The 23,039-nt window shown below is 67.5% G+C and carries 23 protein-coding genes and 1 tRNA gene; 4 read left to right on the top strand and 20 right to left on the bottom strand.

Going from position 1 to position 23,039, the window contains the following annotated elements; genetic code table 11:
- Positions 1–75: 75 nt before the first annotated feature.
- Genes KCTC_RS06035 through KCTC_RS06025 form a run of 3 tightly spaced genes read right to left on the bottom strand, consistent with a single transcriptional unit; the run spans position 76 to position 3,343 of the window.
- Positions 76–1,572, bottom strand: coding sequence for a flavin-containing monooxygenase (locus tag KCTC_RS06035; RefSeq protein WP_125567694.1), 1,497 nt, complete (start codon positions 1,570–1,572; stop codon positions 76–78).
- Positions 1,569–2,405, bottom strand: coding sequence for an SDR family oxidoreductase (locus KCTC_RS06030; RefSeq protein ID WP_125567692.1), 837 nt, complete (start codon positions 2,403–2,405; stop codon positions 1,569–1,571). Before KCTC_RS06030 ends, KCTC_RS06035 begins: the two co-directional genes overlap by 4 nt.
- Positions 2,402–3,343 (bottom strand): patatin-like phospholipase family protein, encoded by a 942-nt coding sequence (locus tag KCTC_RS06025; protein ID WP_125567690.1) that lies wholly within the window; start codon positions 3,341–3,343, stop codon positions 2,402–2,404. The genes KCTC_RS06030 and KCTC_RS06025 overlap by 4 nt, the downstream gene beginning before the upstream one ends.
- Before the next feature lie 55 nt (positions 3,344–3,398).
- Between KCTC_RS06025 and KCTC_RS06020 the strand changes: the two genes are divergently transcribed.
- Complete coding sequence (locus KCTC_RS06020; protein ID WP_125570046.1) at positions 3,399–4,010, top strand: TetR/AcrR family transcriptional regulator; 612 nt, start codon at positions 3,399–3,401, stop codon at positions 4,008–4,010.
- A 10-nt stretch (positions 4,011–4,020) separates the two neighbouring features.
- Positions 4,021–4,503 (top strand): SRPBCC family protein, encoded by a 483-nt coding sequence (locus tag KCTC_RS06015; RefSeq protein WP_164512496.1) that lies wholly within the window; start codon positions 4,021–4,023, stop codon positions 4,501–4,503.
- Positions 4,504–4,616: 113 nt separating this feature from the next.
- On the opposite strand, the gene KCTC_RS06010 is transcribed toward KCTC_RS06015, so the two are convergent.
- The 10 genes from KCTC_RS06010 to KCTC_RS05970 form a co-directional block, all read right to left on the bottom strand.
- Positions 4,617–5,444, bottom strand: coding sequence for an adenylate/guanylate cyclase domain-containing protein (locus tag KCTC_RS06010; RefSeq protein ID WP_125567686.1), 828 nt, complete (start codon positions 5,442–5,444; stop codon positions 4,617–4,619).
- A gap of 51 nt (positions 5,445–5,495) precedes the next feature.
- A complete protein-coding gene (locus KCTC_RS14660) occupies positions 5,496–5,642 on the bottom strand; it encodes a hypothetical protein (RefSeq protein WP_164512495.1) in 147 nt (48 codons plus the stop codon).
- A gap of 7 nt (positions 5,643–5,649) precedes the next feature.
- Positions 5,650–7,074 (bottom strand): LCP family protein, encoded by a 1,425-nt coding sequence (locus tag KCTC_RS06005; RefSeq protein WP_164512494.1) that lies wholly within the window; start codon positions 7,072–7,074, stop codon positions 5,650–5,652.
- Between the two features lie 280 nt (positions 7,075–7,354).
- Complete coding sequence (locus KCTC_RS06000; protein ID WP_125567682.1) at positions 7,355–8,569, bottom strand: ABC transporter permease; 1,215 nt, start codon at positions 8,567–8,569, stop codon at positions 7,355–7,357.
- On the bottom strand, positions 8,566–9,225 hold the full coding sequence (locus tag KCTC_RS05995; protein ID WP_125567680.1) for an ABC transporter ATP-binding protein: 660 nt from the start codon (positions 9,223–9,225) through the stop codon (positions 8,566–8,568). Before KCTC_RS05995 ends, KCTC_RS06000 begins: the two co-directional genes overlap by 4 nt.
- Complete coding sequence (locus tag KCTC_RS05990) at positions 9,222–10,298, bottom strand: peptidoglycan-binding protein (protein ID WP_125567678.1); 1,077 nt, start codon at positions 10,296–10,298, stop codon at positions 9,222–9,224. Before KCTC_RS05990 ends, KCTC_RS05995 begins: the two co-directional genes overlap by 4 nt.
- Before the next feature lie 2 nt (positions 10,299–10,300).
- Entirely contained in the window at positions 10,301–10,882 is a 582-nt protein-coding gene (locus KCTC_RS05985) for a hypothetical protein (protein ID WP_125567676.1), read from the bottom strand.
- 124 nt (positions 10,883–11,006) lie between these two features.
- Complete coding sequence (locus KCTC_RS05980) at positions 11,007–12,242, bottom strand: sensor histidine kinase (protein ID WP_125567674.1); 1,236 nt, start codon at positions 12,240–12,242, stop codon at positions 11,007–11,009.
- The gene (locus tag KCTC_RS05975; protein ID WP_269461447.1) at positions 12,239–12,922 is read right to left on the bottom strand and encodes a response regulator transcription factor; all 684 of its coding nucleotides are present in this window, start codon (positions 12,920–12,922) and stop codon (positions 12,239–12,241) included. Before KCTC_RS05975 ends, KCTC_RS05980 begins: the two co-directional genes overlap by 4 nt.
- Positions 12,923–13,039: 117 nt before the next feature.
- Positions 13,040–13,115, bottom strand: a tRNA-Arg gene (locus KCTC_RS05970).
- A gap of 253 nt (positions 13,116–13,368) precedes the next feature.
- On the opposite strand from KCTC_RS05970, the gene KCTC_RS05965 reads away from it, so the two are divergent.
- The gene (locus KCTC_RS05965; protein ID WP_125567672.1) at positions 13,369–13,926 is read left to right on the top strand and encodes a hypothetical protein; all 558 of its coding nucleotides are present in this window, start codon (positions 13,369–13,371) and stop codon (positions 13,924–13,926) included.
- 3 nt (positions 13,927–13,929) lie between these two features.
- On the opposite strand, the gene KCTC_RS05960 is transcribed toward KCTC_RS05965, so the two are convergent.
- From KCTC_RS05960 to KCTC_RS05950, 3 genes are read right to left on the bottom strand one after another with little or no spacing between them, the layout of a single operon-like run.
- Complete coding sequence (locus tag KCTC_RS05960) at positions 13,930–15,072, bottom strand: saccharopine dehydrogenase family protein (protein WP_125567670.1); 1,143 nt, start codon at positions 15,070–15,072, stop codon at positions 13,930–13,932.
- Between the two features lie 42 nt (positions 15,073–15,114).
- Positions 15,115–17,208 (bottom strand): beta-propeller domain-containing protein, encoded by a 2,094-nt coding sequence (locus tag KCTC_RS05955; protein WP_125567668.1) that lies wholly within the window; start codon positions 17,206–17,208, stop codon positions 15,115–15,117.
- A complete protein-coding gene (locus KCTC_RS05950; protein ID WP_164512493.1) occupies positions 17,205–17,720 on the bottom strand; it encodes a SigE family RNA polymerase sigma factor in 516 nt (171 codons plus the stop codon). The genes KCTC_RS05955 and KCTC_RS05950 overlap by 4 nt, the downstream gene beginning before the upstream one ends.
- A 100-nt stretch (positions 17,721–17,820) precedes the next feature.
- Between KCTC_RS05950 and KCTC_RS05945 the strand changes: the two genes are divergently transcribed.
- Positions 17,821–18,090, top strand: a complete 270-nt coding sequence (locus KCTC_RS05945) for a DUF2277 domain-containing protein (RefSeq protein WP_125567664.1) — start codon at positions 17,821–17,823, stop codon at positions 18,088–18,090.
- 39 nt (positions 18,091–18,129) lie between these two features.
- Here KCTC_RS05945 and KCTC_RS05940 read toward each other — a convergent pair whose 3' ends face one another.
- Genes KCTC_RS05940 through KCTC_RS05925 form a run of 4 tightly spaced genes read right to left on the bottom strand, consistent with a single transcriptional unit; the run spans position 18,130 to position 23,020 of the window.
- A complete protein-coding gene (locus KCTC_RS05940; protein ID WP_125567662.1) occupies positions 18,130–18,819 on the bottom strand; it encodes a metal-dependent transcriptional regulator in 690 nt (229 codons plus the stop codon).
- A 24-nt stretch (positions 18,820–18,843) separates the two neighbouring features.
- Positions 18,844–20,721 carry an ABC transporter ATP-binding protein gene (locus KCTC_RS05935; RefSeq protein ID WP_125567660.1) on the bottom strand — a complete coding sequence of 626 codons (1,878 nt, stop codon included), beginning with the start codon at positions 20,719–20,721 and terminating at the stop codon, positions 18,844–18,846.
- Positions 20,718–22,448, bottom strand: coding sequence for an ABC transporter ATP-binding protein (locus KCTC_RS05930; protein WP_125567658.1), 1,731 nt, complete (start codon positions 22,446–22,448; stop codon positions 20,718–20,720). The genes KCTC_RS05935 and KCTC_RS05930 overlap by 4 nt, the downstream gene beginning before the upstream one ends.
- Positions 22,448–23,020 (bottom strand): TetR/AcrR family transcriptional regulator, encoded by a 573-nt coding sequence (locus KCTC_RS05925; protein ID WP_125567656.1) that lies wholly within the window; start codon positions 23,018–23,020, stop codon positions 22,448–22,450. The genes KCTC_RS05930 and KCTC_RS05925 overlap by 1 nt, the downstream gene beginning before the upstream one ends.
- Positions 23,021–23,039: the final 19 nt, after the last annotated feature.

Below are 23,039 nucleotides of genomic sequence, written 5' to 3'. Positions count from 1 at the left end.
GACGAGCCATCCGAACGTTCGGACGATTCGCAGGGGTACGGTCCCGTGGCGGCCGGCTCATCGATGAGCCTGACGTCAGGCGAAGGCGTAGTCGGTCAGCGGGAAGGATCCCGCTTCACGGAAGGCGTTGATCGTCGAGGTTGCCCGCAGCAATGGCGTCTCACCCTTGCTGGTGAAGTAGTAGCTGCGCGATGTGGCACAGCTGCCCTGGGCGAAGACGCTGTCCTGCAGGTTCTCGGTCATCCGTGCCATGAACGCGTCGTTGGCTTCCTCGGTGACCTCGAAGGTGCTCGCGCCGCGCTTGTCCATGTGTGCGAGCAGGCGCGCCATGTGCTTCATCTGCGCCTCCACGGTCGTGAAGTACGACAGGCCGCTGTAGGAGTACGGGCTGTTGAGTGAGAAGAAGTTCGGGAACGACGGCAGGGCGATGCCCTCGTACGACTGGAAGCGGGTGCTGCGCCACCACTCACCGAGGTTGCGCCCGCCCTTGCCGATGATCTCCAGAGCCGGGAAGTTGGTCTCCCAGATGTCGAACCCGGTGGCGCAGATGAGGACGTCGATCTCAGTCTTGTGTCCGTCCACCGTCACGATGCCGTCCTTCTCGACGTGATCGATCGGGGTCGTTTCCAGGCGGGCCCTGCCCGTGGCGAACGTCTTGTAGAAGGTGTTGGAGAAGGTCGGGCGCTTGCAGCCGAACGAGTAGTCCGGGGTCAGCTTCGCGCGCAGGTCCTTGTCCTTGACCTCGCGGCGCAGGTGGGCCCGGCACAGGGCCTCGCCGAGTTTGTTGGCGGCCGGGACGCTGCCGTAGTGCAGCACGCCGGCAACCATCAGGACCTCGAGGATCGAGGTGCCGCCGAGGCGTACCGCACGCTGCGAGAGCGGGAGCCTGGCGAACAACGACTTCGCGAAGCCCGGGATCGCGGCATCCATCTTCGGGCTCACCCAGATCGCGGTGCGCTGGTAGACCGTGAACTCCTTGAGGCGGTCCGCGATCGTCGGGATCAACTGGACGGCGGTGGCGCCGGTCCCGATGAGGGCGACGCGCTTGCCGGTGAGGTCGTACGAGTCGTCCCAGTCGGCGGTGTGGATGACCTTGCCCTTGAAGGACTCGATGCCCTTGATGTCCGGCATCTTCGGCTGGGACAGGAAACCGGTGGCGGTGATCAGGAAGGTCGCCGAGATCTCATCGCCTGCGGACGTACGCACGGTCCAGCGCCTGGCCTTCTCATCCCAGGTGGCGCTCTCCACCGACTGGCCGAAGCGCATGTACTGGGTGAGGTCGTACTTCTCGGCGACGTGGGTCGCGTACGCCTTGAGCTCGGCTCCCGGCGCGAACAGCCGGGTCCAGTACGGGTTGGGCTCGAAGGAGTAGCTGTAGGTCGGGGACGGGATGTCGACCGCGAGGCCCGGGTAGCGGTTCACGTGCCAGGTGCCGCCCAGGTCGTCCTCGCGCTCGAGGATGACGATGTCGGAGAACCCGGAGCGCTGGAGCTGGATGGCGGCACCCATGCCGCCGAAGCCGGCGCCGACGATGACGGCGTCGTGGGTGCGGGTGTTCGTCTGGGAGGTCATCGGGATTCCTTCTGTCCGGTGAGGGCTTCACGGTAGGCGCTGCGGTCGGCGGTGTCAGGGCGCAGGGCGCGGTCGTCACGCACGAGGCGACGCAGTGCCTTCAGGGCCGGCTCCGGGGTCATCGCGGCGACGTCGGCCAGCCGTCCCACGTAACCGGGAACCGCGGTCTCGGCGCGGCGCGTGCTGACCGAGTCGACGATCGCCTCGGCGATGGCCTGCGGCTTCACCTTGGGCAGCGGCCGCATGTCCAGGCCCGAGGCCAGCGCGGTGTCGACCGCGGACGGCAGGATCGCGCTGATGCTGACGCCGTGCTCGGCGAACTCGAGCCGGGTCGCGGCCGTCAGTCCGACGACGGCGAACTTGGTGCCGTTGTAGACAGCCAGCCCCTTGATCGGGAACTTGCCGGCGAGCGAGGCGACGTTGACCACGTGGCCCCGGCCGCGCTCGACCATGCCGGGCAGGACCGTACGCATGCCGTTGATGACGCCGAAGACGTTGATGTCGAACTGCATCCGGTCGGTGGCCTCGTCTAGTTCGAGGAAGCCACCGTTCGGCATCACGCCGGCGTTGTTGATGAAGACGTCCAGCGGTCCGTGGGCGGCCTCAGCCGCGGCCACGAACATCTCCATGCCGGCCTTGTCGCGGACGTCGAGCTGGTGGGCGATCCCGCCGATCGCGTCGGCCACCTCGCCGGCTAGTTCGACGTTGAGGTCACCGATGGCGACCTTGGCGCCGCGCGCGGCGAGCAGTTCGGCGGTGGCCCGGCCGATGCCCTGGGCGCCGCCGGTGATCGCGACGCTGGCGCCGTTGAGGGAGATGGTGGGGTAGCTCATGCGATGGCTCCTTCGAGGATGCCGTTGATGGTGGTGGGGAGCGCCGCAGCGGCTGCCGCGATGGTCGCCTCACGGCGACGCAGGTCCATGAAGTTGGGTCCCATGGCGTCCAACTCGGCGGCGGTCGGCTCGATCCGGATCACGCGTACGCCGGCCTTCTCGAGCAACGTCACTTCGGCGTCGAGCCGCTTGGTCATCGCGGCACGCAGCACTCGCTCGGCGCGAGCCCAGCCGCGCCCGGCCGCGCCGCCGTGGCTGGTCATCGGCGCGATGATCACGACCTCGTCGACGTCGGCATCGAGGAGCAGATCCGCCGAGGCGGTCGAGTACGCGCCGCCGTCCATCAGGTCGCGGTCGCCGATGCGGACCGGCGGGAACCAACCCGGGATGCCCCACGACGCGGCGATCGCCTCGCCCAGCGACGCGCCCGAGTCGGCGTCGAGGGCGACCCGCTCGCCGGTGCGTACGTCGGCGGTGATCAGCCAGGTGGCCGGGTGGTCGACCCAGCCGTGCTCGTTCTGCAGGGTGTCCCCGAGGGTGCGGAGCCAGGACGCGTCGCCGCGGCCGCGAGGGAGCAGGGCGGAGGCGCCGATGAGCGGTTGCGTACGCCCGGTCAACAGGCCCGCTGCCAGACCGAGGTGGGGGAGTCTGGGAGCGGGGACCGGCGGGACCATGCCCGGGTGGTACGCGAGGTGGGCGGCCACGAGGTCGTTGCGGCCACTGCCTTCCAGGGTGGCGCGGATGTCGCCGGTGGAGACGCCCGAGCCGAGCATTGCGGCCAGCTCCGAGCCGGCGGACGTGCCGGCGATCGCGACGGCATCGCGTGCGTCCCATCCCAGGGCTTGCTCGACCAGATCCAGCGCCACCACGGACCAGGCGAACCCGAGGGTTCCACCACATCCCAGCGCAAGGCCGCGGCGTGCGGAATTACATGTCATATGCGGAACGGTATGTCATTTCGGGACGCGAGGCAATAGTCTTGCCCTCGTGACCATGTCCCTCGCCGAGCGCCGCAAGGCCGAATTGCGCCGCGAGATCATCGACGCCGCGTTCACGTGTTTCGTCGAGAACGGCTACCACGCCACCGGCATCGCGGACATCGCCGCGCGACTCGGGATCGGGCACGGCACGTTCTACCGCTACTTCGAGAACAAACGGGACATCGTCGAGCATGTCATCAACGACCTGGTCGCCAAGATCCTGGAGACCCTGGCTGCCGACAATGCGCCCGAGGCGGTCAGCACGCTCGAGGCGTACCGCGACCAGTCCCAACGGATCGGTGAGGCGCTCGGCCGGATCCTGCTCGAGGACCCGCGGATCCCGCGGATGATCATCCTCGAGGCCCCCGGCATCGACACCGCGATGGGGCAGCGGATCCTGGAGTTCAACGAGATGGCTGCCGGCCTCACCGCGGACTACCTGCGTCACGGCGTCGAGCTCGGCTACCTCCGCGCCGACCTCGACATCGACGGCACCGCGCGTGCGATCAACGGGATGATCCTCGGCTCGGCTCTGGCGGCTGTGCACAACCCGGATCCCGCCGATCAGCGTCGGTTGAGCGCGGCTCTCCGGCGAGTCATGTACGACGGGATCGCTGCGCGTTAATGTCATCGGCGTGACCGCTGATCGCGAACTCCGTGCAGAAACGTTCATCAACGCCTCGCCCGAGGTTGTGTGGGCTGTGCTCACCGATCTGAAGAAGATGGCTGAGGGCAGTCCTGAACTCCTCACCATGATTCCGCTGCTCCCCGGTGGCCTGCGCCTGGGGCAGACCTACCTCGGGATCAACCGCCGCAAGGCCGTGATCTGGCCCAGCCGCAACGTCGTGTCGGCCTTCGAGCCCGGCAAGGCGCTCGCCTGGGACACGAAGACCAGCGGCGCGACGTGGATCTACGAGCTCTCCGCGGAGGACGGTGGCACCCGGCTCGTGCACCGTCGCCCCGTGCTCAAGAAGCTCACGCTGCTCAGCAAGGGCTTCGCGCCGGTGGCGCTGGGCGGCAACGAGGAGCACGCCGACGAGCTCGAGCAGGGGATGGCCCAGACCATCTTCCGGATCAAGACTGCCGCCGAGAGTGCGGCGCACGCCGCCAGTCGCTAGTTCGTCGCGGCCCGACGCGCGCGCAAGCAATGCAGGACATGTGGCGAGCTGAGGGCATATTCCCCTCGGACCGTCGTGTGTCCTGAGTTGTGTGCGGCGCGAGCCGCGGGTCGCTAGTACGAGACTCGCCAGAGGCGGTGCGTACCGCTGAGGCCCTTGAGTTCGACCTCGGCGATGGCCGTCATGCGTACGTTGGTGTGCGCGGCCGTGAGCACGTCGCGAACCGCCTCAGAGGCCAGGATCTCGCTGCCGGAGGCCTTGTCGGCCACGCGCGCCGCCATGGCCACGTTCTTCCCGAAGAAGTCGCCCTCGTGGGATACGACCGGTCCGCTGTGCAGGCCGATCCGGACCCGCACCGGGATCCGTACGAGTCGCTTGTGGGCGGCGAGTTTGCGCTGGATGTCGGTGCTGGCGGTCACCGCTGCGAACGGGTCGCGGAAGACGGCCATGAAGCCGTCACCGGAATTCTTCACCACGTGGCCGGACTGCGCCTCGATCGCCGAGCGCACGATCGTCTCGTGATCCTTGAGCGTACGCAGCCAGGCGCTGTCACCGATGTGCTCGTTGATCGAGGTCGAGTTCTCGATATCGCTGAAGAACAGCGTCACCGTGCCGTCGGGGGCCGCGATCCGCTCGATCGCCTTCTGGTCCGCCGTCACCCATGTGGCGAGGTCGTCGAGGCTGGAGGACAGCAGTCGGGTGACGCCGCCGTCGCGGAGTCGTTCGGCTGTCTGGAGCACCGAGTTGGCGACCGTACGCGCCATGGCGCGGGTCTTGCCGTCCAGAAGCCTGACCTGGGGTTCGTTGCTGCGCAGAGCCGCCTCGAGGACCTGGACGTGCTCTTCTGACCGCTTGAGCCGGCGACGGATCAGGTACGCGTCCGTTGCGGTGCCGAGCGCGACGACGCCGAGTACGCCTTCGACGACGATGGCCGCGTTCATGCCGCTGAGCCTACCGACGGCCTCGCGAGGTGCCTCACGGGCCGGTGGACCTCAGCCGTGATGGGGCGGGACGTTCTCCCGCAGGCTCTGGTCGTTGCTGTCCGGGGACGGATCGCGGTCGTCCGAGGTCTGACTCGGCTCCGTGTCCCCGAAGATCCGGTCCAGGCGCGCCTTGCGTTCCGCTTCCGACTCGGTCATCGCAGGCTCACGAGCACAGGCCGACGGACTGGAGCAGTTGCTTGTTGCTCGGAGTCGGGGAGGAGGACGGCTTGCTGGTCGAGGACGGCTTGCTCGTCGTCGAGGGGGAGGGTTTGCCCGTCGGCACCTGGGTGGCGGTGATGGCCACACTCGACAGGTCGGCGCTGAGGCGCTTGTCGTTGCGGATGTCGTCCCAGATCTGCTGAGCCTGGGGCTGCGCCCACTGGATCCGGTTGTGGTCCGGCGGGTACGCCTCGAACGGGATGGTGATGAACTGGACGTTGCTGAACCCGATGGTGCGCAGCGAGCCCGCCACACCGGTCAGGGTCGAGAGGTTCTTGAACTCGGGGTCCATCTCGAGGCCCTTGGTGGCGGCCGTCAGGAAGTTGTAGAGCTTGGCCGGGTCGCTCATGGTGCTGCCCGACATCGCCTCGCGGACCATCGAGCCGATGAACGCCTGCTGGCGGTGCGTACGCCCCAGGTCGGAGCCGTCACCGATGCCGTGTCGGACGCGGACGTACTGCAGGGCCTGGAGGCCGGTGAGCCGCTGGTTGCCGGCGGGGAAGTGGATGTTGGCGACGCTGTCGTCCAACTTCTGCGGGAGGCAGACATTGACGCCGCCGAGCGCATCCACCATCGACTGGAAGCTGGCGAAGTTCACGATCACGTAGTGGCTCAGCGGGATGCCGGTGGTGGCGACGAACTGCTTGATCGTGCAGAAGTAGCTGATGTCGTACGCAGCGTTCCACATCACCGGGCTCGCGGCGCCGTAGGTGTGGCCGCTGGAGTCCTGGCAGCCGGCTGGCCGGGCCACCATGGAGTCGCGCGGGATGCTGATGCCCTCGGCCCAGGTGCGGTCGGCGGAGATGTGGATCAGGATCGTGGTGTCCGAGCCGCCGCCGCCGTGCTGGTTGTCGATCTGACAGCCCTTGCAGTCGCGGGTGTCGGTGCCCATCACGAGGATGTTGACCGCCCGTCCGTGGGTTGGGTCGGCCGGCATCGGGAGATCCCTGAGGCTCTTGCCGGCGACGATGTTGTCGGTGAGGGCCTTGATCTTGAGATAGCCGACGCCGTCCAGCGCGAGGAGCGCCACCGCGAACACAGCGACGGCGGCCTTGACCCAGCGGCGGTGGTTGATCCGGAAGGCGGCCATGCCTGCGATCGCGACGACGAGACCGCCGATGATGACGATCGCGTCCAGGTGGCCGATGACGGTCTGCAGCGGGTGCTTGCTGGTGCCGTACATGATCGCCAGCGAGACGAGTACGGCCAGTGCGGTGACGAGGACGGCCTTCGCCCACGGGTGGGTGCGCTTGCGACGCTTTCCGCGTACCTGCTTGGGCCAGCCCCGTGGCTCGGAGCGGTGCACGATGCGCGCTGCGGCGGAGTCGTCCGGAGGTGTCGGGGCACCTGATGCCGAATGGGCGCTCATACTCACCTTTCCGGACGCAGGGGCGCTGCGGACCCGGTCCGAGGTGGTCGCGCTAGTGGTCAGTGTGACGGGCACAAGTCTCCGACACAAACCTGAGCCGTCTCTTTGGGGAGCCTGTGGGTCGTCTGGCACGGCGTTGACCGGCATCGCTGCCGGGCGCTCCACGCGCGAGGAACTCCGCGCAACCCTGAAGCAGATCCTCCGCGATCTCACTGCGCGCGCGGCTGGACGTTCGCGGCGCCGTGCTGACCGGACCGCCACGTGTGCGCGATGTCCCTTCTCAGCCGGATCCCGTGAGCGCGCTGGTCGGCTGCTGCCGCGCTGCCTTGACGGCGGGGTAGAGACCAGCAGCAAGACCGATGAACGCCGTGGTGGCGAGGCTGCCGAGCAGCGGCGTCCACGGGAGGACGACGGGCCAGCCGCGTTCGATGGCGACGCCGGCTGCGGCCGCAGCGCCGAGGGCGGCTCCGACGCAACCACCGATCAGGGCCAGGATCGAGGCTTCGGTCAGGAACTGTGTGGTGATGTGGAACTTCCTGGCGCCGAGCGCGCGACGCAACCCGATCTCCTGTCGACGTTCGAGGACGGCGACGATCATGGTGTTGGCGACGCCGATGCCGCCGACGAGCAGCGCGATGGCGGCCAGCACGATGATCAGTGAGTTCAGTGCGCTGTCGGTGGCCGCCTTTGCTGCGAGGACGTCGGACGGTCGGCTGATGCTGACGCCGCCCGGCTGAGCAGGGGTGGCGGTCGCGGCGAGGACCGCGCGTACCTCTGAGACGGCCGACTCGTGGGAGCGGACGTAGATCGTCGTCGGGTGGCCGTCGAACCCGAGGAGCGCACTCGCCGTGTTCCAGGAGACCAGCACGGACGAGTCGACCTCAGGGGCGAGCGGGATCGGGGCCAGGATGCCGACGACCGCGTAGTAGTGACCGGAGATGTAGACACGGGCTCCCTGGTACGCGGCGCCGATCCCGAGCCGCTGGGCTGCCGTGGCGCCGAGGACGACCTCAGGCAGGGGCGCTGACCCGCCGGCCAGCCACCGCCCGGAGACGAGGTGGGTGGTCAGCGCAGCTGCCAGATTCGTCGTGGTGGCGGCGACCGACAAGCCGCCCGTCTGGCCCGGCGGGACGAGGCTGGTCCGGTAGACGGTCGCCTTGGTGGTGCCGATGGCAGCGACCTTGGTGACGGGGGCGATCCGGGAGATCATCGCCGGCGCCGTCTCGGGCAGCGGCACCGTCTTCCCGTCGAGGGTCTGGCCGGGAGAGACGCTGAGCAGGTCGGGTCCGAGAGCGGCGAGTTGGGCATTGAGGTGGGCCCGGTTGGCGTCGGAGATCCCGACGATGGTCACCAGTGCAGCGACGCCGATCGCGATCCCGAGGATCGAGAGCACGGCGCGCAGCGGGCGGCCGACAGCGCCGCGCAGGGCGATGCGTACGAGATCGTTCGTGCGCAGGACTGCGGACGGCGACTCCGCCCGGCCGGAGCGGCTCATTGGACCTGCCCGTCGCGCAGATGGATCTGTCGGTCAAAGCTGGCTGCCACATCGCGGTCGTGGGTGATGATGACGATGGTCGTGCCCTTCTCGTTGAGGGTGTGAAGCAGATCGACGATCTTGGCGCCGTTGGTGCTGTCGAGATTGCCGGTCGGCTCGTCGGCCAGCAGAAGCGCTGGCTCGCCCACGATCGCCCGGGCGATGGCCACGCGCTGCTTCTCGCCGCCGGACAGTTGGTGGGGTCGGTGCCCGGAGCGTCTGCCCATGCCGACCTCATCCAACGCGGTGGCTGCTCGCCGCCGCCGCTCGCTGCGAGATCTGCCGGTGTAGAGCAGCCCGTCTGCGACGTTGTCGAGGGCCGTACGCCCGGGTGCCAGGAAGAACTGTTGGAAGACGAATCCGATCCGCTGACTGCGCAGCCCGGCGAGATCGCGATCGGACAAGCGCGCCAGATCGAGTCCGGTGACCGACACCCGCCCCGAGGTCGGCTTGTCGAGCGCTCCGGCCAGGTGCAGCAACGTGGTCTTGCCTGACCCCGACGGACCGAGGACCGCGACCAGTTCGCCGGCGCGGACCGACAGGCTCGCGTGGGACAGCGCGGTCACGTCGCCGTACGACCGGGTGACGTCCTCGAATTCGAGTACGGTCTCGCTCACGTGGATCCGACCTCGACTTTCATGCCGGGCGACAGGTGCTTGGCCGAGACCTCGACGGTGTCGCCGACGATGAGGCCGACGGAGACTCCGATGAGGTGGCGTCCGGTCGTGTCGTCGACCGCGACTGCGTACCCGCCTTCGCGCAGCGCGAGCAGTGCCGTGACCGGGACAGTGAGCACGTTGGCGTGCTCTGCGGTGTTGATCGTGACGTCGACTGTCGCCGCCTGGAACGCTGCCGCCACCTTCGGATCGGTCAGCGCCGCCTGCGCGCTGACGGTCGGTCCGTTGTTGCTGCCCTGGGCGGGCGACACGATCGGCCCGATGGAGACGATCTTCGCGTGGACGGAGCTTCCGTCAGGAAGGCCGACGGTCACGGACTCGCCGATCTTGAAGTATCGCCGGTTGGCTGCGTCGGTGGTCACGGTCACCTGGGCGGCGACGTCGCTGGTGGTGAAAGCCGGGGCGCCCGGGGCTGCCGGCGCGCCGAGCGTCGGAGTCACCGTCGCGATGCGGACCGCCGCCGGGGTGAAGACCACCTGGCCGAGGGCCACGGTTCCGGTGGCTTCGACGCCGATGGCCTTCTGCCAGGCCTTCACGGCTGCCGTCGTCTGCGCGGTGTACCGGTCGCCGGGGTTGCCGTACAGGTAACCCAGAGCCCGCAAGGAGGCGTTCAGCTGGGCGATGTCGGGGCCGGTCATGTCCGCGGCCATGGCGCGATAGGCGGGCATGGTGCCGGTCATGTCGGTCACGGGAGTGTCATTGACCCGGTACAGCTGCTGACCGTTGCCGACCACGGCACCCGGCTGAGGGAGCCAGGTGAAGGTGCCGGTCATCTGGTTGTTCAGTGGTGTGGTCGGACCGAAGCCGACCACACCACTGAGCGCCTGATGATCTGTCAGCGTCTGCCTGACGACGGCCGCCGTGGCCACCTTCGGTGCCGACGAGGACGTGGCCGAATCGCCACGACGAAGCAGGACGACGGCGGTCGCTACAACAGCGGTCGTGGCCACCAGTGTGAGCGCGACGATCCATCGCGCCCAGCGCCTTGGTCCGGATCTGGTTGGCGAACTCATGCTCAGTGTCCGGCTGAGCCGGCAGTGGCGGAGAACGAGTGTCCAGTCATGCCGGGCTGGCACACGGACTGCGCCTTCTGGACCCTGGGGCTGGACATCTTGATGTCGGGAGGCAGGACGAACGTGCCGCCGAGATCGGTCATCACCGAACCGCCGTCAGCCGGGCGAGCGGGGCTGCTGCCCGGTGGAAGCGGGTCGGGCCAGTTGCTGATGCCGTTCTTGCGCATGCACGCCGCCATCTGCAGGTCGGCCTTGCGCGCGTCCTCGTTGGCCTTGACCGAATCCTGGCCAGTGTTGAGCAGAGATGAGCAGGCCTGGTTGGCTTTGAGGTCTGCGGGGCTCATCGTGATCAAATGTCCGCCGCTGCTGGGTTCAGCGCCGGGATCGGGCGCCGAACCGCCGTGCGCACGTACGCACTGGGCGAAGGCCAACGCCTGGTCACCGGGCGTCGATGCACTGGGTGTGGATGATCCGCCGGGGGATTGCAGCGAGGCCACCTGGGGGCTCGACCCGCCGGTCGAGCAGGCGCTCGTGAGGGCCAAGGGGATCGCCAGCAGGGCGAGACCTGCATGCCGAAGCTTCATCGAGTTGCTCCTTGTAGGACTGGCTCGAGACCCCGTCTGGATGCGGGACCGAGCTGAGCCGGTTGGCTCTGCGGCCCACGCTATGAAGCGGCGTATTCAGTGAACGTAAGGCTGACGGCGTACGTCAGTTGGCCGATGTCCCACGGTCGGTAGCCATCCCCACGACCGCCTGGAACGTGCCTGCAGTCGGGACGCTGAAGCTCGTGGTCCAGCCGTGCACATCGGCGATCGTGTCGACGATCGCCAGGCCGAGACCGGTCCCGCGGGTTGAGCCAGTACGCGCCGCGCCGCCCCGTCGGAACGGTTCTCTGAGTTCGGCGATCTGATCCTCGCTGAGCGGGCGCGAACTGTTGGACACGACCAGATTCGTGCCGTCGGTGCCCGAGGTGGTTGAGATCGTCACCCAGCCGGCGCCGACGTTGTGGCCGACTGCGTTGTTGATGAGGTTGCCGATCAGGATCCGGCAGTAGAGCTCGTCGCCGACCACCGTCACCGGCGGCACATCGATCTCCACCGTCACCGCAGTGGTGTCCACCTCCGCGACGACGTGTTGGACCAATTCATCGAGACGGAGCGGCTGCAGATCGAGTTCGGCGTGCTCGGCTCCGGCCAGCGCCAGCATGCCGTCGATCAGCGCCTCGGTGCGTCGTGTCTGCGCGAGCGAGATCACACAGGCTTCTCGTAGCTCGTCCGCCGTGGCGCCGGGGTTGTCCAGCACGACCTCGAGGAGGGTCCGCTGGTTCGCCACAGGCGTACGCAATTCGTGGGAGGTGTTGGCGATCAGCCGGCGCTCGTGGTCGAACGCGGCTTCGAGCCGATCGAATGTCCCGTTCAACGTCCGGGCGAGGTCGAACAGTTCATCGCGTGGGCCCGACAGTGCGACCCGCCCGGACAGGTCCTGGCCGCTCACCCGACGGGCCGCGTCGGTGATCCGTCGCAAGGGAGCCAGCACCCATCGCGCAATCAACCAGACCACCGCAGCCACGACGATCACCCCGATCAACAGGACGATCACCGAGTTCCTGAGGAGCTGGTGCAGCGTGTCGCCGCGGTACTGCGAGATCGCGGTCGCCACCGCGAGCGTCCCGGACTTGCCGCCGGTGCCGGAGCCTTCGATCGGCAGAGGCTGAAGCGAGTGGAGCGGATGGAGCGGACGGAGCGAGCCCGGAGGCAACGTCGGCAGCGAGGTCGATTTCGCGCCGGTCCCGAGGACAGTCGTTGACGTGAACTGGCCACCGGTGGGCAGGCCCTGGGTCAGCAACCGATAGTTCACCGCCAGCAGGGCAGTTCCGAAGGCAACGAACAAGGTCGAGTAGATGAGCGTCAACCGCAGCCGCGCGGTGAGCCGTACGCCCCTCATGTCTCCACCGCCGCGCCGGCCGGGTCGAGTCGATACCCGACGCCGCGCATCGTCGTGATCAGTGACGGCTCGCCCAGTTTGCGACGCAGGCCGACCATCGTCACGCGTACGGCGTTGGTGAACGGATCGGCCATCTCGTCCCAGACCCGATCCAGCAGGGTCTCGGCACTGATCACCGCGCCCGGCTGGGCTGCGAGGACCTCGAGCACGCCGAACTCCTTCACGCTCAGATCGATCGCCACTCCACCGCGTTCGACCCGTCGACGGGCGCGGTCGATCACCAGACCGGCGACCTCGACGATCTGCTCGAGCGGTTGTTCGGGGCGCCGCATCAACGCCTCCACGCGAGCCAGCAGTTCGGCGAATGCGTACGGCTTGGTCAGGTAGTCATCGGCGCCCATCCGGAGACCATCCACGCGATCGGGCACCGAGCGAGCCGCGGTGAGCATCAGGATCCGGCTCGGGCAGCCGAGCTCACGCAGTCGGCGACACACCTCGTCGCCGTGGATCACCGGCAGGTCGCGGTCGAGCAGCACGACGTCGTACGGCACCAACTCGGCCTTCGACAGCGCGACGTGACCGTCCTCGGCGCAGTCGACGACGAAACCATGGCGTCTGAGTCCGGACGCGACGGCATTCGCCATCACGGCCTCGTCTTCGACGACAAGGATCTTGCCCACGGGCACCCCTTTCGGTGCAGAGATGCCCAGTATCGCCGCCGCGTGTTCAGCGAACGTAAGGAAGTCGTGCTCCCGGCGCGTCCGGAAGATCCGTCGTCGGTGGGGTCGTGGATCGCATGGTGCCCCCGGCAGGATTCGAACCTGCGACGCCCGCGTTAGGAGTGCGGCGCTCTATCCCCTGAGCTACGGAGGCGGGTCCCGACTGCGTCCGGTGACGGAGCAACTCGGGAACGGCTGGATGGAGCCTACTTGGGCGGTCCGATCGTTCCGATTCGCGGTCGCCCCGGACCATTGAGAACGACGACTGACGCCAGACCCCAATACCACTATGACGGTCCGATTCATCGCTGATCAGGGCGAGTGAGACGTACATCACACCTCAATCCCGTCATCACCGTCGGATCCGTTCGTCCCTTCCCTGTTGTGTCCGCCAGCAGAGGAGTTGTATGAGCATCACCGCCAAGCCGTCCGCACTGAGCGCCCGCCCGCACTTCGTCGTCGCCCTCGCCATGGCCTTCGTGGCCTTCGGAGTCGCGGCGTTCGTATTCCTCGGCGAGTCCCGGGCGTCCGCATCGCAGGCGACGGCGCTGGCCCATGCTGCCGCGGTCAAGACGGTACGCGTTGCTCCGCAGGCCAAGGCCGTACGCGTGGCGCCGGAGGTCAAGACGATCCGGATCAGGGCGTCGGTGCCGATCGAGCAGGCTCAGGCGGCCAACAACCAGTGCGCAGGCCCGATCGCGTACCAGTGGGGCCCGACGCCGCCGATCGTGACGCAGCACAACTACTGCGGTGGCACGGCGCTCGTCGCGGTCAAGCCGGGGCAGATGGTCCGCCTCATTGGTGGCGGCCTTGACGGTCTCTACAAGGTCTCGGCCAGCCGTCATTACGTCGACGGCTACGGCCCGGTGACCGAGTTCCAGCGCAGCTGGGGCGACGTCCTCCTGATGACGTGTGCGAATGCGACCCAAGAGGTCGCGATCGGACTCAACCGCGTCAACGGCTGAGGCTCAGAGCACCTCGAACTTGAGGAACTTCTCGAGTCGCTTCTGCAACTTCTCGCCCATCGCCGCGGCCGGGGTGACCTGGCCCGCGGTCTTCGGGTTCTTGTCCAGTGTCAGGCACAGCGCCGCCTCGGCGAGCATCCGCGACGTCTCCGTGTAGCCGGGGTCGCCGCCGGAGATCCGGGTGTGTACCTGGCGACCCAGCGATTCGCCGACGAAGTCGACCGTGAACCAAGTCGCGTCTCGCTTGGACTGTGACGGTCCGGTGCCCTGCGGCACCTTCGACCCGAGGAACTCGCGTACTGGCTTGATCTGTGCGGCGCCCATCAGACCGGCGACCGCCACCGAGCCGCCCGCGGCGTACGCGATGGTCTTGGTACCGGCGAAGTGGGAGTAGGTGAAGTCGCTGCCGTAGTCGCCGCGCAGGGAGGCGCTGCGGCCCACGATGGTCGGGTCGATGGTCGGCAGTGGCAGCAGGTAGTAGCCCAGCACCGGGTCCTTGCTCGGCCGGCCGGCCTTGAGGTGGACGCGCGGGTTGCGCTCCTCCATCGCCCGGCGTTCCTTGGCGGCCGCGACCATCTGGCGGCCGCGACTCATCTGCGACAGCGCTGAGTGGAAGGTGCCTCCGGAGAAGGTGCCGTTGCTGCGCACGACACCCCGAACGGTGATCGGGCCGTCGCCTCCGAGTTCCTTGACCGTGAACATCGCGCCGATGTCGTGCGGGATCGAGTCGAAGCCGCACGCGTGGATCAGCCGCGCACCGCTCTCGGCGGCGGTGCGGTGGTACTTCACGTACATTCGGTCGACGAACTCCGGCTCGCCGGTGAGGTCGAGATAGTCCGTGCCTGCCTCGGCGCAGGCCTTGACCAGCGGCTCGCCGTACTCGAGGTAGGGGCCGACGGTGGTGACGATCGACTTCGTACGCGCCGCCAGCGAAGCCAGCGACGCCTCGTCGTTGACGTCCGCCTCGATCAGCTCCAGGTCCGGCTTGCCTAGACGCGTCCGTACGTCCTCAAGCTTGGTGCGGCTGCGGCCGGCGAGCGCCCACCGCAGATCGCTCGGCGCATTCTTCGCCAGGTACGCAGCGGTGAGGCCTCCGGTGAAACCGGTGGCACCGAACAGGACGATGTCGAACTCTCGCTCAGCCATGGCACCACTCTGGCACTCAGCCGGGCGCGTGCCCAGAGGGGTCTACATCGTGAGGAAGGCGACCGAACCGCCGTTGACGAGCACCACTTTGCCGTTGCCGACCTCGAAGGTTCGCGCGCTGCCGTCGTTGCTCGCGAGCGGGTAGAGCTTCTGCGTAAGGGTGTGGTCGCTGTGGACGGCGTACGCGCCGAGGAACAGGCCCTTGGGTGCCCAGAACGAGGTCAGCGCGGTCTGGCGGTCGGGCAGCCAGGTGAAGGTCTTCGGATCCTGCCCGGCCAGACTCGACGTGTTCCCGCCTGCGGAGACTTGTGCCAGTTGCTTCACGTGTGCCAAGTCCGTCGTGTCGAAGAGCGCGACCTGCATGTAACTCCCGGCACGGTCGACCCGCTGCAGGCTGACCGTCAGGAAGCGGGTCGGCGAGATCGGGTGGATGTACTCGGTGTCGCCCGGCAGGTGCAGTGCGCCCAGCTGCCTCGGGTGGGCGGTGTCGCTGAGATCGATCGTGTAGAGCGGATCGATCTGTTGGGTCGTCGACACGATCGCCACGTTGTTGAACCAGCGAGCCGCAGTGAGCGTCTGGTTCTCGCCCAGGCCGGTCAGCAGACCCTGCCGGACCAGACGGGCGCCGTGCGGGACCAGGGTCTCGATCACATTGACGTGCGAGTTCGTCGCGTACCGGGTGGTGACGACCCGGAGGACGCCGTTGAATTCGTCCATCGACCAGCTGTCCTGGATCGTCCCCTGGACCTGACCGGTAGCCACATGCGTCGTACGCAGGCTGTCGAGCTTGAACTGCAGGACCGTCGTCAGGCCGTCGCTGGTGCCGTTGAAGCAGCACGGACGGAGGTTGCCCATCGCGAACCTCGGGCACATCACCGCGTAGCAGCCGCCGGCGTTGCCGCCGACCGTCAGGTAGAGATCGTGCTGGGACTCGTACGCGTTGCCGAGCGTGCCGGCCACGCCGATGGCGTTGAGCCCGGTCGGGTTGCTGACGTCGAAACTCACGATGCTGGTGGTGCCCAGCGGTACGCCAGCCGGGGGGACGGCGACGTTCGTGCACGGAAGCAGTTGCTGTGCCCCGCTGCCCGAGTCGTACGTCGGGACCCAGTCCTTGAGCGTGGTCATCGCGATCAGGTGCTTGTTGGTCGCCAGCGCCTGGGCGTTGGTCCGCTTGCCCTGCTGCGGGTAGGTGAACTTCAACTGCGGAAGCCCGCTCGCCATGATGAGCCGGACCGTCGATCCCTGCTGGCGCAGCGCGGTGATGCTGCCGCCGGCGTACACCACCGACGAGGTGACGGTGGGGTGGTCGGGATCGCTCAGCGAGATGGTGTCGACTCGAGTGCCGCCCTTGATCGATGCCGCGGGATCGGCGTCGTATCCGCTGGCGATCACGGTCGTCCCCGACATCAGGATCGTGCCGCCGCCGAAGTAGGGGAGGCCGATCGTGCCGCGCTGCTTCACGGTGTCGCCGCTCGCGTCGTACACGGCGAGCGTGTTGCCGTTGAGACGGGCAATCAGGGTGCCGTTGGTCTTGACCGAGTCGGGTTCATCGACACCGAACTCCTGGACGTTCGTGCCGGTGGCGGAGTTCCCCTGGGCGAGGAGTTTGGGCGACTGGGCACTCCGCTTCACCAGAGCGCCGTTTAGTGAGCCAAGCGCCGCCTGCGGAGCGGATTGCTGCAGGGACATCTGACCCGAGATGAGATCGTTCATGGCGGTGCCGTGGACCACGCCTGGCATTGGGATCGGTGCGTCGGCCGGCGTGTAGTACCGCCTGCCGCTGAGGTAGTAGCCGCCACCGTTCCAGCCGTACGGCGTCACCTTCGCCATGGCGCGCTGCTGGTACGCCGTCAGCAACGCATCGCACGACGATGCGGGTGCCAGGTCGGCCTGGAAGGCGACGTACTTCAAGGATCCGGATGTGCCCGGGACGGCAACGGAGTTGCTCGGTCCCGACTTCCCGGGGGAGATCAGACTCGTTGCGACCACGGCCCCCGCCGCGACGGTGGCCGCTGCGACGAAAAGAGTGACGCGCCGAGGACGTACGCCGAAGGGGCCTTTGCCGGCGGCGACGATCGCTGCCGTCGGTGGCTTGGACGAAGGGAACTGTGCCCAGAGATCTTCAAGATGAGTCATCGCGCGCCTCCTGCGAACTCGGCCAGGTGGTTGCTCGCGCTGAGATACGCGAGCGAGCGGGAGAGTCGACTCTTGACGGTGCCGGCGGGGATGCCGAGGGCCGCTGCGGTCTGGGCTTCGGTCAGTTGCACGAAGTACCGCAGGACGACGACCTCCTGCTGGTCCTTCGACAGTCCGGCCATCGCACGATGCACCGCGTCCGCGATCGCCGCAGCCTCCGAGCCATCCCCAATCGTTGGCTCGGCGACGGTGATGCTGCGCAACTTCCAGCTGAGCTTGCGCCGGTCGGACCGCAGCGTGTTCAGCAGCATCCGATAGACGTACGCGTCCCGGTCATCGGCCGCAGTGACCAAGGCCCACTTGGTGTAGCACTTGACCAAGGTGGCCTGGGCCAGGTCCTCGGCCTCGTGCGCCTGGGCGCCGAGGAACACGGCAGCACGAACCAGGGAGCGCCAGTGCGACTCCACAAACTCGTCGAACGCCGCCGCGTCGTCAGTCCGCGCTGTATCCACGAATGCCCCTTGTCCCGGTGACTCTTCCGACCCTAGGACGCGGCGGCGCTGCAGATCGGTTCCCTCGGATTGTTTCTGAGCTGAGACGTAGGCTCGAGGCATGTGCCGCAACATCCGTCCGCTCAACAATTTCGAGCCGCCCGCGACCAATGACGAGGTCACCGCGGCGGCGCTGCAGTTCGTCCGCAAGGTGAGCGGGACGGTGAAACCGTCTGCGGCCAATCAGGCGGCGTTCGACCATGCCGTGGCCGAGATCGCGCACATCACCCGGCATCTGATCGACGACTTGGTCACGCCCGTCCCGCCGAAGAACCGCGAGGAAGAGGCGATCAAGCAACGAGCCCGGATCCAGGCTCGATATGGCGCTTAGTGTGTGGATTGCACGCACCAGGTACGTGCAATCCACGCACTAAGCGTCCAAGAGTCGTACGAAGAGGTGCTCGGCCGCGTCATAAGGGACCTCGGCGCTCTCGCCGCCGGCGGCGATCGAGATGAACTCGCCGGTCGCCTGTGCCGACACCGCCTTGTCAGGGCGCGCGCCCACGCGCCGCAGCGCTGACATGAGCTCCTCGTCCTTCTGCAGTTCCTCCGAGATGCGTCGGATCAGCACTTGGGTGGGCGAGGTCGTGGCGACTTCGGCCAGAGGGCGTACGCCGTCCATGAAGTCGCCCGCGGGCTCCGCCCCGAGCTCGGCCAGGCCGGGGATGGGGTTGCCGTACGGCGACTCGTTCGGGTTGCCGAGGAGTTCGAGCAACCGCTTCTCCACGTCGTCGGAGATGACGTGCTCCCACCGACAGGCCTCTTCGTGGACGAGTTCCCAGTCGAGACCGATCACGTCGGTGAGCAGCCGCTCGGCGAGGCGGTGCTTGCGCATCACCCGAGTCGCCAGGTGCGCCCCTTGCTCGGTGAGCTCCAGGTGGCGGTCGCCCTCGACCGTCAGCAGACCGTCACGTTCCATCCGGGCGACGGTCTGTGAGACCGTCGGGCCGCTCTGGTGCAGGCGTTCGGCGATCCGGGCGCGCAGCGGGACGATGCCCTCCTCGACCAACTCGTAGATGGTCCGCAGGTACATCTCGGTGGTGTCGATCAGATCGCTCATGGTGAGGCAATCCTAACCGTCCGGTCAGGCCACTTCCTCCGCCGCGAACTGGCTCTCGTAGAGCCGGGCGTACGCGCCCCCGCTGGCCAGCAGCGAGTCGTGGGTGCCCTGCTCGACGATCGAACCGTTCTCCATCACCAGGATGAGGTCGGCGTCGCGGATCGTGGACAGTCGGTGGGCGATCACGAACGACGTCCGGTCCGACCGCAGCGCGGCCATCGCGTGCTGCAACAGCAGCTCGGTCCGGGTGTCGACCGAGGACGTCGCCTCGTCCAGGATCAGCAGCGAGGGCTGCGCCACGAAGGCGCGAGCGATGGTGATGAGCTGGCGTTCACCGGCAGACAGTGACCCTCCGTCGCCATCGATGACGGTGTCGTACCCGTCCGGCAGGGAGCGTACGAACCGATCGACGAATGTCGCCTTCGCGGCCGTGATGATGTCGTCCGGCGTCGCGTTCGGGTTGCCGTACGCGATGTTGTCGCGGATGGTGCCCTCGAACAACCAGGTGTCCTGCAGGACCATGCCGATCCGGGAGCGCAGCTCGGCTCGGGGGATCGAGGCGACGTCGACGCCGTCGAGGGTGATCCGGCCACCGTGCAGTTCGTAGAACCGCATGACCAGGTTCACGAGCGTGGTCTTGCCGGCACCGGTCGGGCCCACGATCGCCACCGTCTGGCCCGGGGCCGCGACCAACGACAGGTCCTGGATGAGTGGTTTCTCCGGGTCGTACGCGAACGCGACGTGTTCGAAGCGGATCTCGCCCTTGGTCGACGCTGCCGGCGTCCCGTCCGCGTCCGGGATCTGCTCGGGTGCGTCGAGGAGTTCGAAGACGCGCTCGGCCGAGGCGACCCCCGACTGCAGCAGGTTCATCATCGACGCGATCTGGGTGAGCGGCATCGTGAACTGGTTCGAGTACTGGATGAAAGCCTGGAAGTCACCCAGCGAGAGCGTGCCCGACGCGACTCGCAGACCGCCGACGACCGCGATGGCGACGAAGTTCAGGTTCCCGACGAACCGCATCAGCGGCATGATCAGCCCGCTGACGAACTGCGCCTTGAACGAAGCCGCGTACAGCGCGTCGTTCTGCTCCGCGAACACCGCGTGGACCTCGTCCTGACGACCGAACGTCCGGACCAGATCGTGACCGGTGTACGTCTCCTCGATGTGGGCGTTGAGGGTGCCGGTGCGGCGCCACTGGGCCACGAACTGGCCCTGCGACCGCTTCATCACCGCACCGGTGACGAACATCGTCAGTGGTACCGAGACCAGCGCGATCAGCGCCAGTTCCCAGGAGATCCAGAACATCATCCCGAGAACGGCCGGGACAGTGACCAGCGAGCTGAGCAGTTGCGACAAGGTCTGCTGCAGTGACTGCCCGACGTTGTCGATGTCGTTGGTGACCCGGGAGAGCAGTTCGCCGCGCGGCTGTCGGTCGAAGTACTCCAACGGCAGCCGGTGGACCTTGGCCTCGACATCCGAGCGCAGGTCGCGGACCGTCCCCTGGACGACGTCGTTGAGGATGTAGCCCTGCAACCACGACAGCAGGCTGCTGACGACGTAGACCACTGCGACGACGATCAGCGCGTTCCGCAGCGATCCGTAGTCGATGCCGGTGCGGAATCCCGCGAAGATGATGTTGGTCGCGTGGCCGAGGAGTTTCGGGCCCAGCGTGCTGAGGATGACCGAGGCCACCGCGAAGACGATGACGCCGATGACGCGCATCCGGTACGGCGCCATCCGGCTGACGAGGCGCTTGGCGTTGGGCCCGAAGGCAAGCGCCTTCTGGCCGACCATCCCGCTGCCCATCGGGCCGGGGCTCTGCCGGACGATGCGCTCGGTCGTCTTCATCGTGCCGCCGGCCTGGCCCGGGTGGGGGCCGCGGTTCTCAGGTGCGGCGCTCATGCGGCCTCCTCCGCGCTCAGCTGGGACTCGACGATCTCCTGATACGTCGGGTTGGTCTCGAGCAACTCGTGGTGGGTCCCGCGACCGACCACCATGCCGTCCTCGAGCACGAGGATCAGGTCGGCATCGCGGATCGTCGAGACACGTTGGGCCACGATCAGGACGGTGGCGTCGCGCGTCTCCGGCTTGAGCGCCGCCCGCAGTCGGGCGTCAGTGGCCAGGTCCAGGGCGCTGAACGAGTCGTCGAAGAGATAGATCGCCGGATTGCGTACGAGCGCACGCGCGATCGCCAGACGTTGCCGCTGACCGCCGGAGACATTGGTGCCTCCCTGCGCGATCGAGGCATCGAGACCTTCGGGCATCGAGGCGACGAAGTCGGCCGCCTGGGCGATCTTCAGTGCGTGCCACAGTTCCTCGTCGGTGGCGTCCGGCTTGCCGTAGCGCAGGTTCGATCGGACCGTTCCAGAGAAGAGGAAGGCCTTCTGCGGCACCAGACCGAGCAGTTCGGCCAGGGAGGCCGGAGCGATGTCGCGTACGTCCTCGCCGCCGAGACGCACACTGCCGCTCGTCGCATCCATCAGCCGTGCCACCAGATTCACGAGGGTGGTCTTGCCGGCACCGGTCGAGCCGATGACGGCAATGGTCTGACCCGGTCGGGCCTCGAAGGACACGTCCGACAGCACGGCGGAGTCGGCGCCGGGGTAGGTGAAGCCGACCCCGCGGAACTCCAGGACGGCGTCCTGACGCGGGACGTGCACACCCTCGGTTGGCTGGACGACCGACGACTGCGTGTCGAGCACCTCACTGATGCGATCGGCACAGACCGCCGCGCGGGGGATCTGCTGGAGCGTGAACGTGCCCATCATGACGCTCATGAGCACCTGCATCAGGTACGACAGGAAGGCGCTCAGGGCACCGATCTGCATCCCGGCGCCGACGCGGTGTCCGCCCAGCCAGAGCACGGTGACGCTGGCCAGGTTCACGATGAGCATGACGAGCGGGAACAACAGCGCCTGCCACCTGCCCACGCGCACGGTGACCTCGGTGAGCGAGTCGTTGGCCTCGCCGAACCGGGCCGATTCCTGCGGTTCGCGTACGAAGGCGCGTACGACTCGAATGCCGCTGATCTGCTCACGCAGGATCCGGTTGACCGCGTCGATCTTCACCTGCATCGACCGCGAACTCGGCACCATCCGCGACACGACAAAGGCGACGGCGATCAGCAACGTCGGCAGGAAGCCGACGAACAACCAGGACAACTGCAGGTCCTGTCGCATCGCCATCACGATGGCGCCGACCATCATGATCGGGACCATCACGGCCATGGTGCAGGCCAGCACCAGCAGCATCTGCAACTGCTGGACGTCGTTGGTCGTACGCGTGATCAACGACGGGGCTCCGAAATGGTTGACCTCCCGCGAGCTGAAGGCGCCGACGCGGTCGAACACCGCGGCGCGCAGGTCGCGGCCGACGGCCATCGCGGTACGCGCGGCGAACCAGCTGGCGGTCAGCGAGCAGACGACCTGGGCGAGACTCACCACCAGCATCCAGAGCCCTTCGGTCCAGATGTAGTGGTTGTCGTGGCGCACCACGCCGAAGTCGATGATGTCGGCGTTGAGCGACGGCAGGTAGAGCATGCCCGCGGTCGCAGCCGCCTGGAAGATGAGGACGATCAGGAGCCAGGTCCGGTACGGCTTCGCGTACTGGGCCAGCAGGCGGAGCAACATCAGCGAGACTCCTTCAGGGTGCCGTTGAGGACGATGTCGACGATCTCGTCGGGGGTCAGGATCCGGCCGTCGGAGATGTGCGGGTGGCTGCCGGAGAAGGTGAGCAGGCGTACGGCCCGGACCACCTCGTACGGGTCGATTCGCAGATCGTCGGCATTCATGGCCACCAAGCGCGTGCTCACCTCACGAGCGCGTTCGCGCCACTCCGAGCCGTGCTTGATCGCCTGGGGCGGTTGGACCATGCCCATCTTCGACATCAGCTCGAAGGTACCGGTGAACCGCTCCTGGTAGAGCGCCGCGATCTGGACGAGCTTGGTCCGCAGCGGCAGGTCGGTGTCGATCTGATCGAGCAGGTCGAGGAAGTCGTACGGGTCGAACGCAGTCTCGAGGGCCTGGAGGAAGAGCTCGTGCTTCGACTCGAAGACCCGGAAGATCGTGCCCTCGGCGATGCCGGCGGCCTCGGCGACCTGCTTGGTGGTGGTCTCCCGACCATGCTCCCGCAGCAGAGGGATGGTGACATCGATGATCGCCTTGCGGCGTTCGTCGGGGCTGAGAGGGGTGGCGCGGACCATTCCACCAGAGTATGTGAGT

This window comes from Nocardioides baekrokdamisoli (assembly GCF_003945325.1).
GTDB classification, from domain to species: domain Bacteria; phylum Actinomycetota; class Actinomycetes; order Propionibacteriales; family Nocardioidaceae; genus Nocardioides; species Nocardioides baekrokdamisoli.
This window is presented reverse-complemented; position numbering and strand designations above follow the sequence as displayed.

What these genes read in the sequence shown, in the direction of transcription:
- KCTC_RS05990 (WP_125567678.1), bottom strand. Translation starts at nt 10,298, where the DNA reads ATGAGTTCGCCAACCAGATCCGGACCAAGGCGCTGGGCGCGATGGATC.
- KCTC_RS05985 (WP_125567676.1), bottom strand. Translation starts at nt 10,882, where the DNA reads ATGAAGCTTCGGCATGCAGGTCTCGCCCTGCTGGCGATCCCCTTGGCC.
- KCTC_RS06005 (WP_164512494.1), bottom strand. Translation starts at nt 7,074, where the DNA reads ATGAGCGCCCATTCGGCATCAGGTGCCCCGACACCTCCGGACGACTCC.
- KCTC_RS05965 (WP_125567672.1), top strand. Translation starts at nt 13,369, where the DNA reads ATGAGCATCACCGCCAAGCCGTCCGCACTGAGCGCCCGCCCGCACTTC.
- KCTC_RS06010 (WP_125567686.1), bottom strand. Translation starts at nt 5,444, where the DNA reads ATGAACGCGGCCATCGTCGTCGAAGGCGTACTCGGCGTCGTCGCGCTC.
- KCTC_RS06030 (WP_125567692.1), bottom strand. Translation starts at nt 2,405, where the DNA reads ATGAGCTACCCCACCATCTCCCTCAACGGCGCCAGCGTCGCGATCACC.
- KCTC_RS05935 (WP_125567660.1), bottom strand. Translation starts at nt 20,721, where the DNA reads ATGAGCGCCGCACCTGAGAACCGCGGCCCCCACCCGGGCCAGGCCGGC.
- KCTC_RS05930 (WP_125567658.1), bottom strand. Translation starts at nt 22,448, where the DNA reads ATGTTGCTCCGCCTGCTGGCCCAGTACGCGAAGCCGTACCGGACCTGG.
- KCTC_RS06020 (WP_125570046.1), top strand. Translation starts at nt 3,399, where the DNA reads ATGTCCCTCGCCGAGCGCCGCAAGGCCGAATTGCGCCGCGAGATCATC.
- KCTC_RS05960 (WP_125567670.1), bottom strand. Translation starts at nt 15,072, where the DNA reads ATGGCTGAGCGAGAGTTCGACATCGTCCTGTTCGGTGCCACCGGTTTC.
- KCTC_RS05940 (WP_125567662.1), bottom strand. Translation starts at nt 18,819, where the DNA reads ATGAGCGATCTGATCGACACCACCGAGATGTACCTGCGGACCATCTAC.
- KCTC_RS06000 (WP_125567682.1), bottom strand. Translation starts at nt 8,569, where the DNA reads ATGAGCCGCTCCGGCCGGGCGGAGTCGCCGTCCGCAGTCCTGCGCACG.
- KCTC_RS05955 (WP_125567668.1), bottom strand. Translation starts at nt 17,208, where the DNA reads ATGACTCATCTTGAAGATCTCTGGGCACAGTTCCCTTCGTCCAAGCCA.
- KCTC_RS05945 (WP_125567664.1), top strand. Translation starts at nt 17,821, where the DNA reads ATGTGCCGCAACATCCGTCCGCTCAACAATTTCGAGCCGCCCGCGACC.
- KCTC_RS14660 (WP_164512495.1), bottom strand. Translation starts at nt 5,642, where the DNA reads ATGACCGAGTCGGAAGCGGAACGCAAGGCGCGCCTGGACCGGATCTTC.
- KCTC_RS05925 (WP_125567656.1), bottom strand. Translation starts at nt 23,020, where the DNA reads ATGGTCCGCGCCACCCCTCTCAGCCCCGACGAACGCCGCAAGGCGATC.
- KCTC_RS05980 (WP_125567674.1), bottom strand. Translation starts at nt 12,242, where the DNA reads ATGAGGGGCGTACGGCTCACCGCGCGGCTGCGGTTGACGCTCATCTAC.
- KCTC_RS06025 (WP_125567690.1), bottom strand. Translation starts at nt 3,343, where the DNA reads ATGACATGTAATTCCGCACGCCGCGGCCTTGCGCTGGGATGTGGTGGA.
- KCTC_RS06035 (WP_125567694.1), bottom strand. Translation starts at nt 1,572, where the DNA reads ATGACCTCCCAGACGAACACCCGCACCCACGACGCCGTCATCGTCGGC.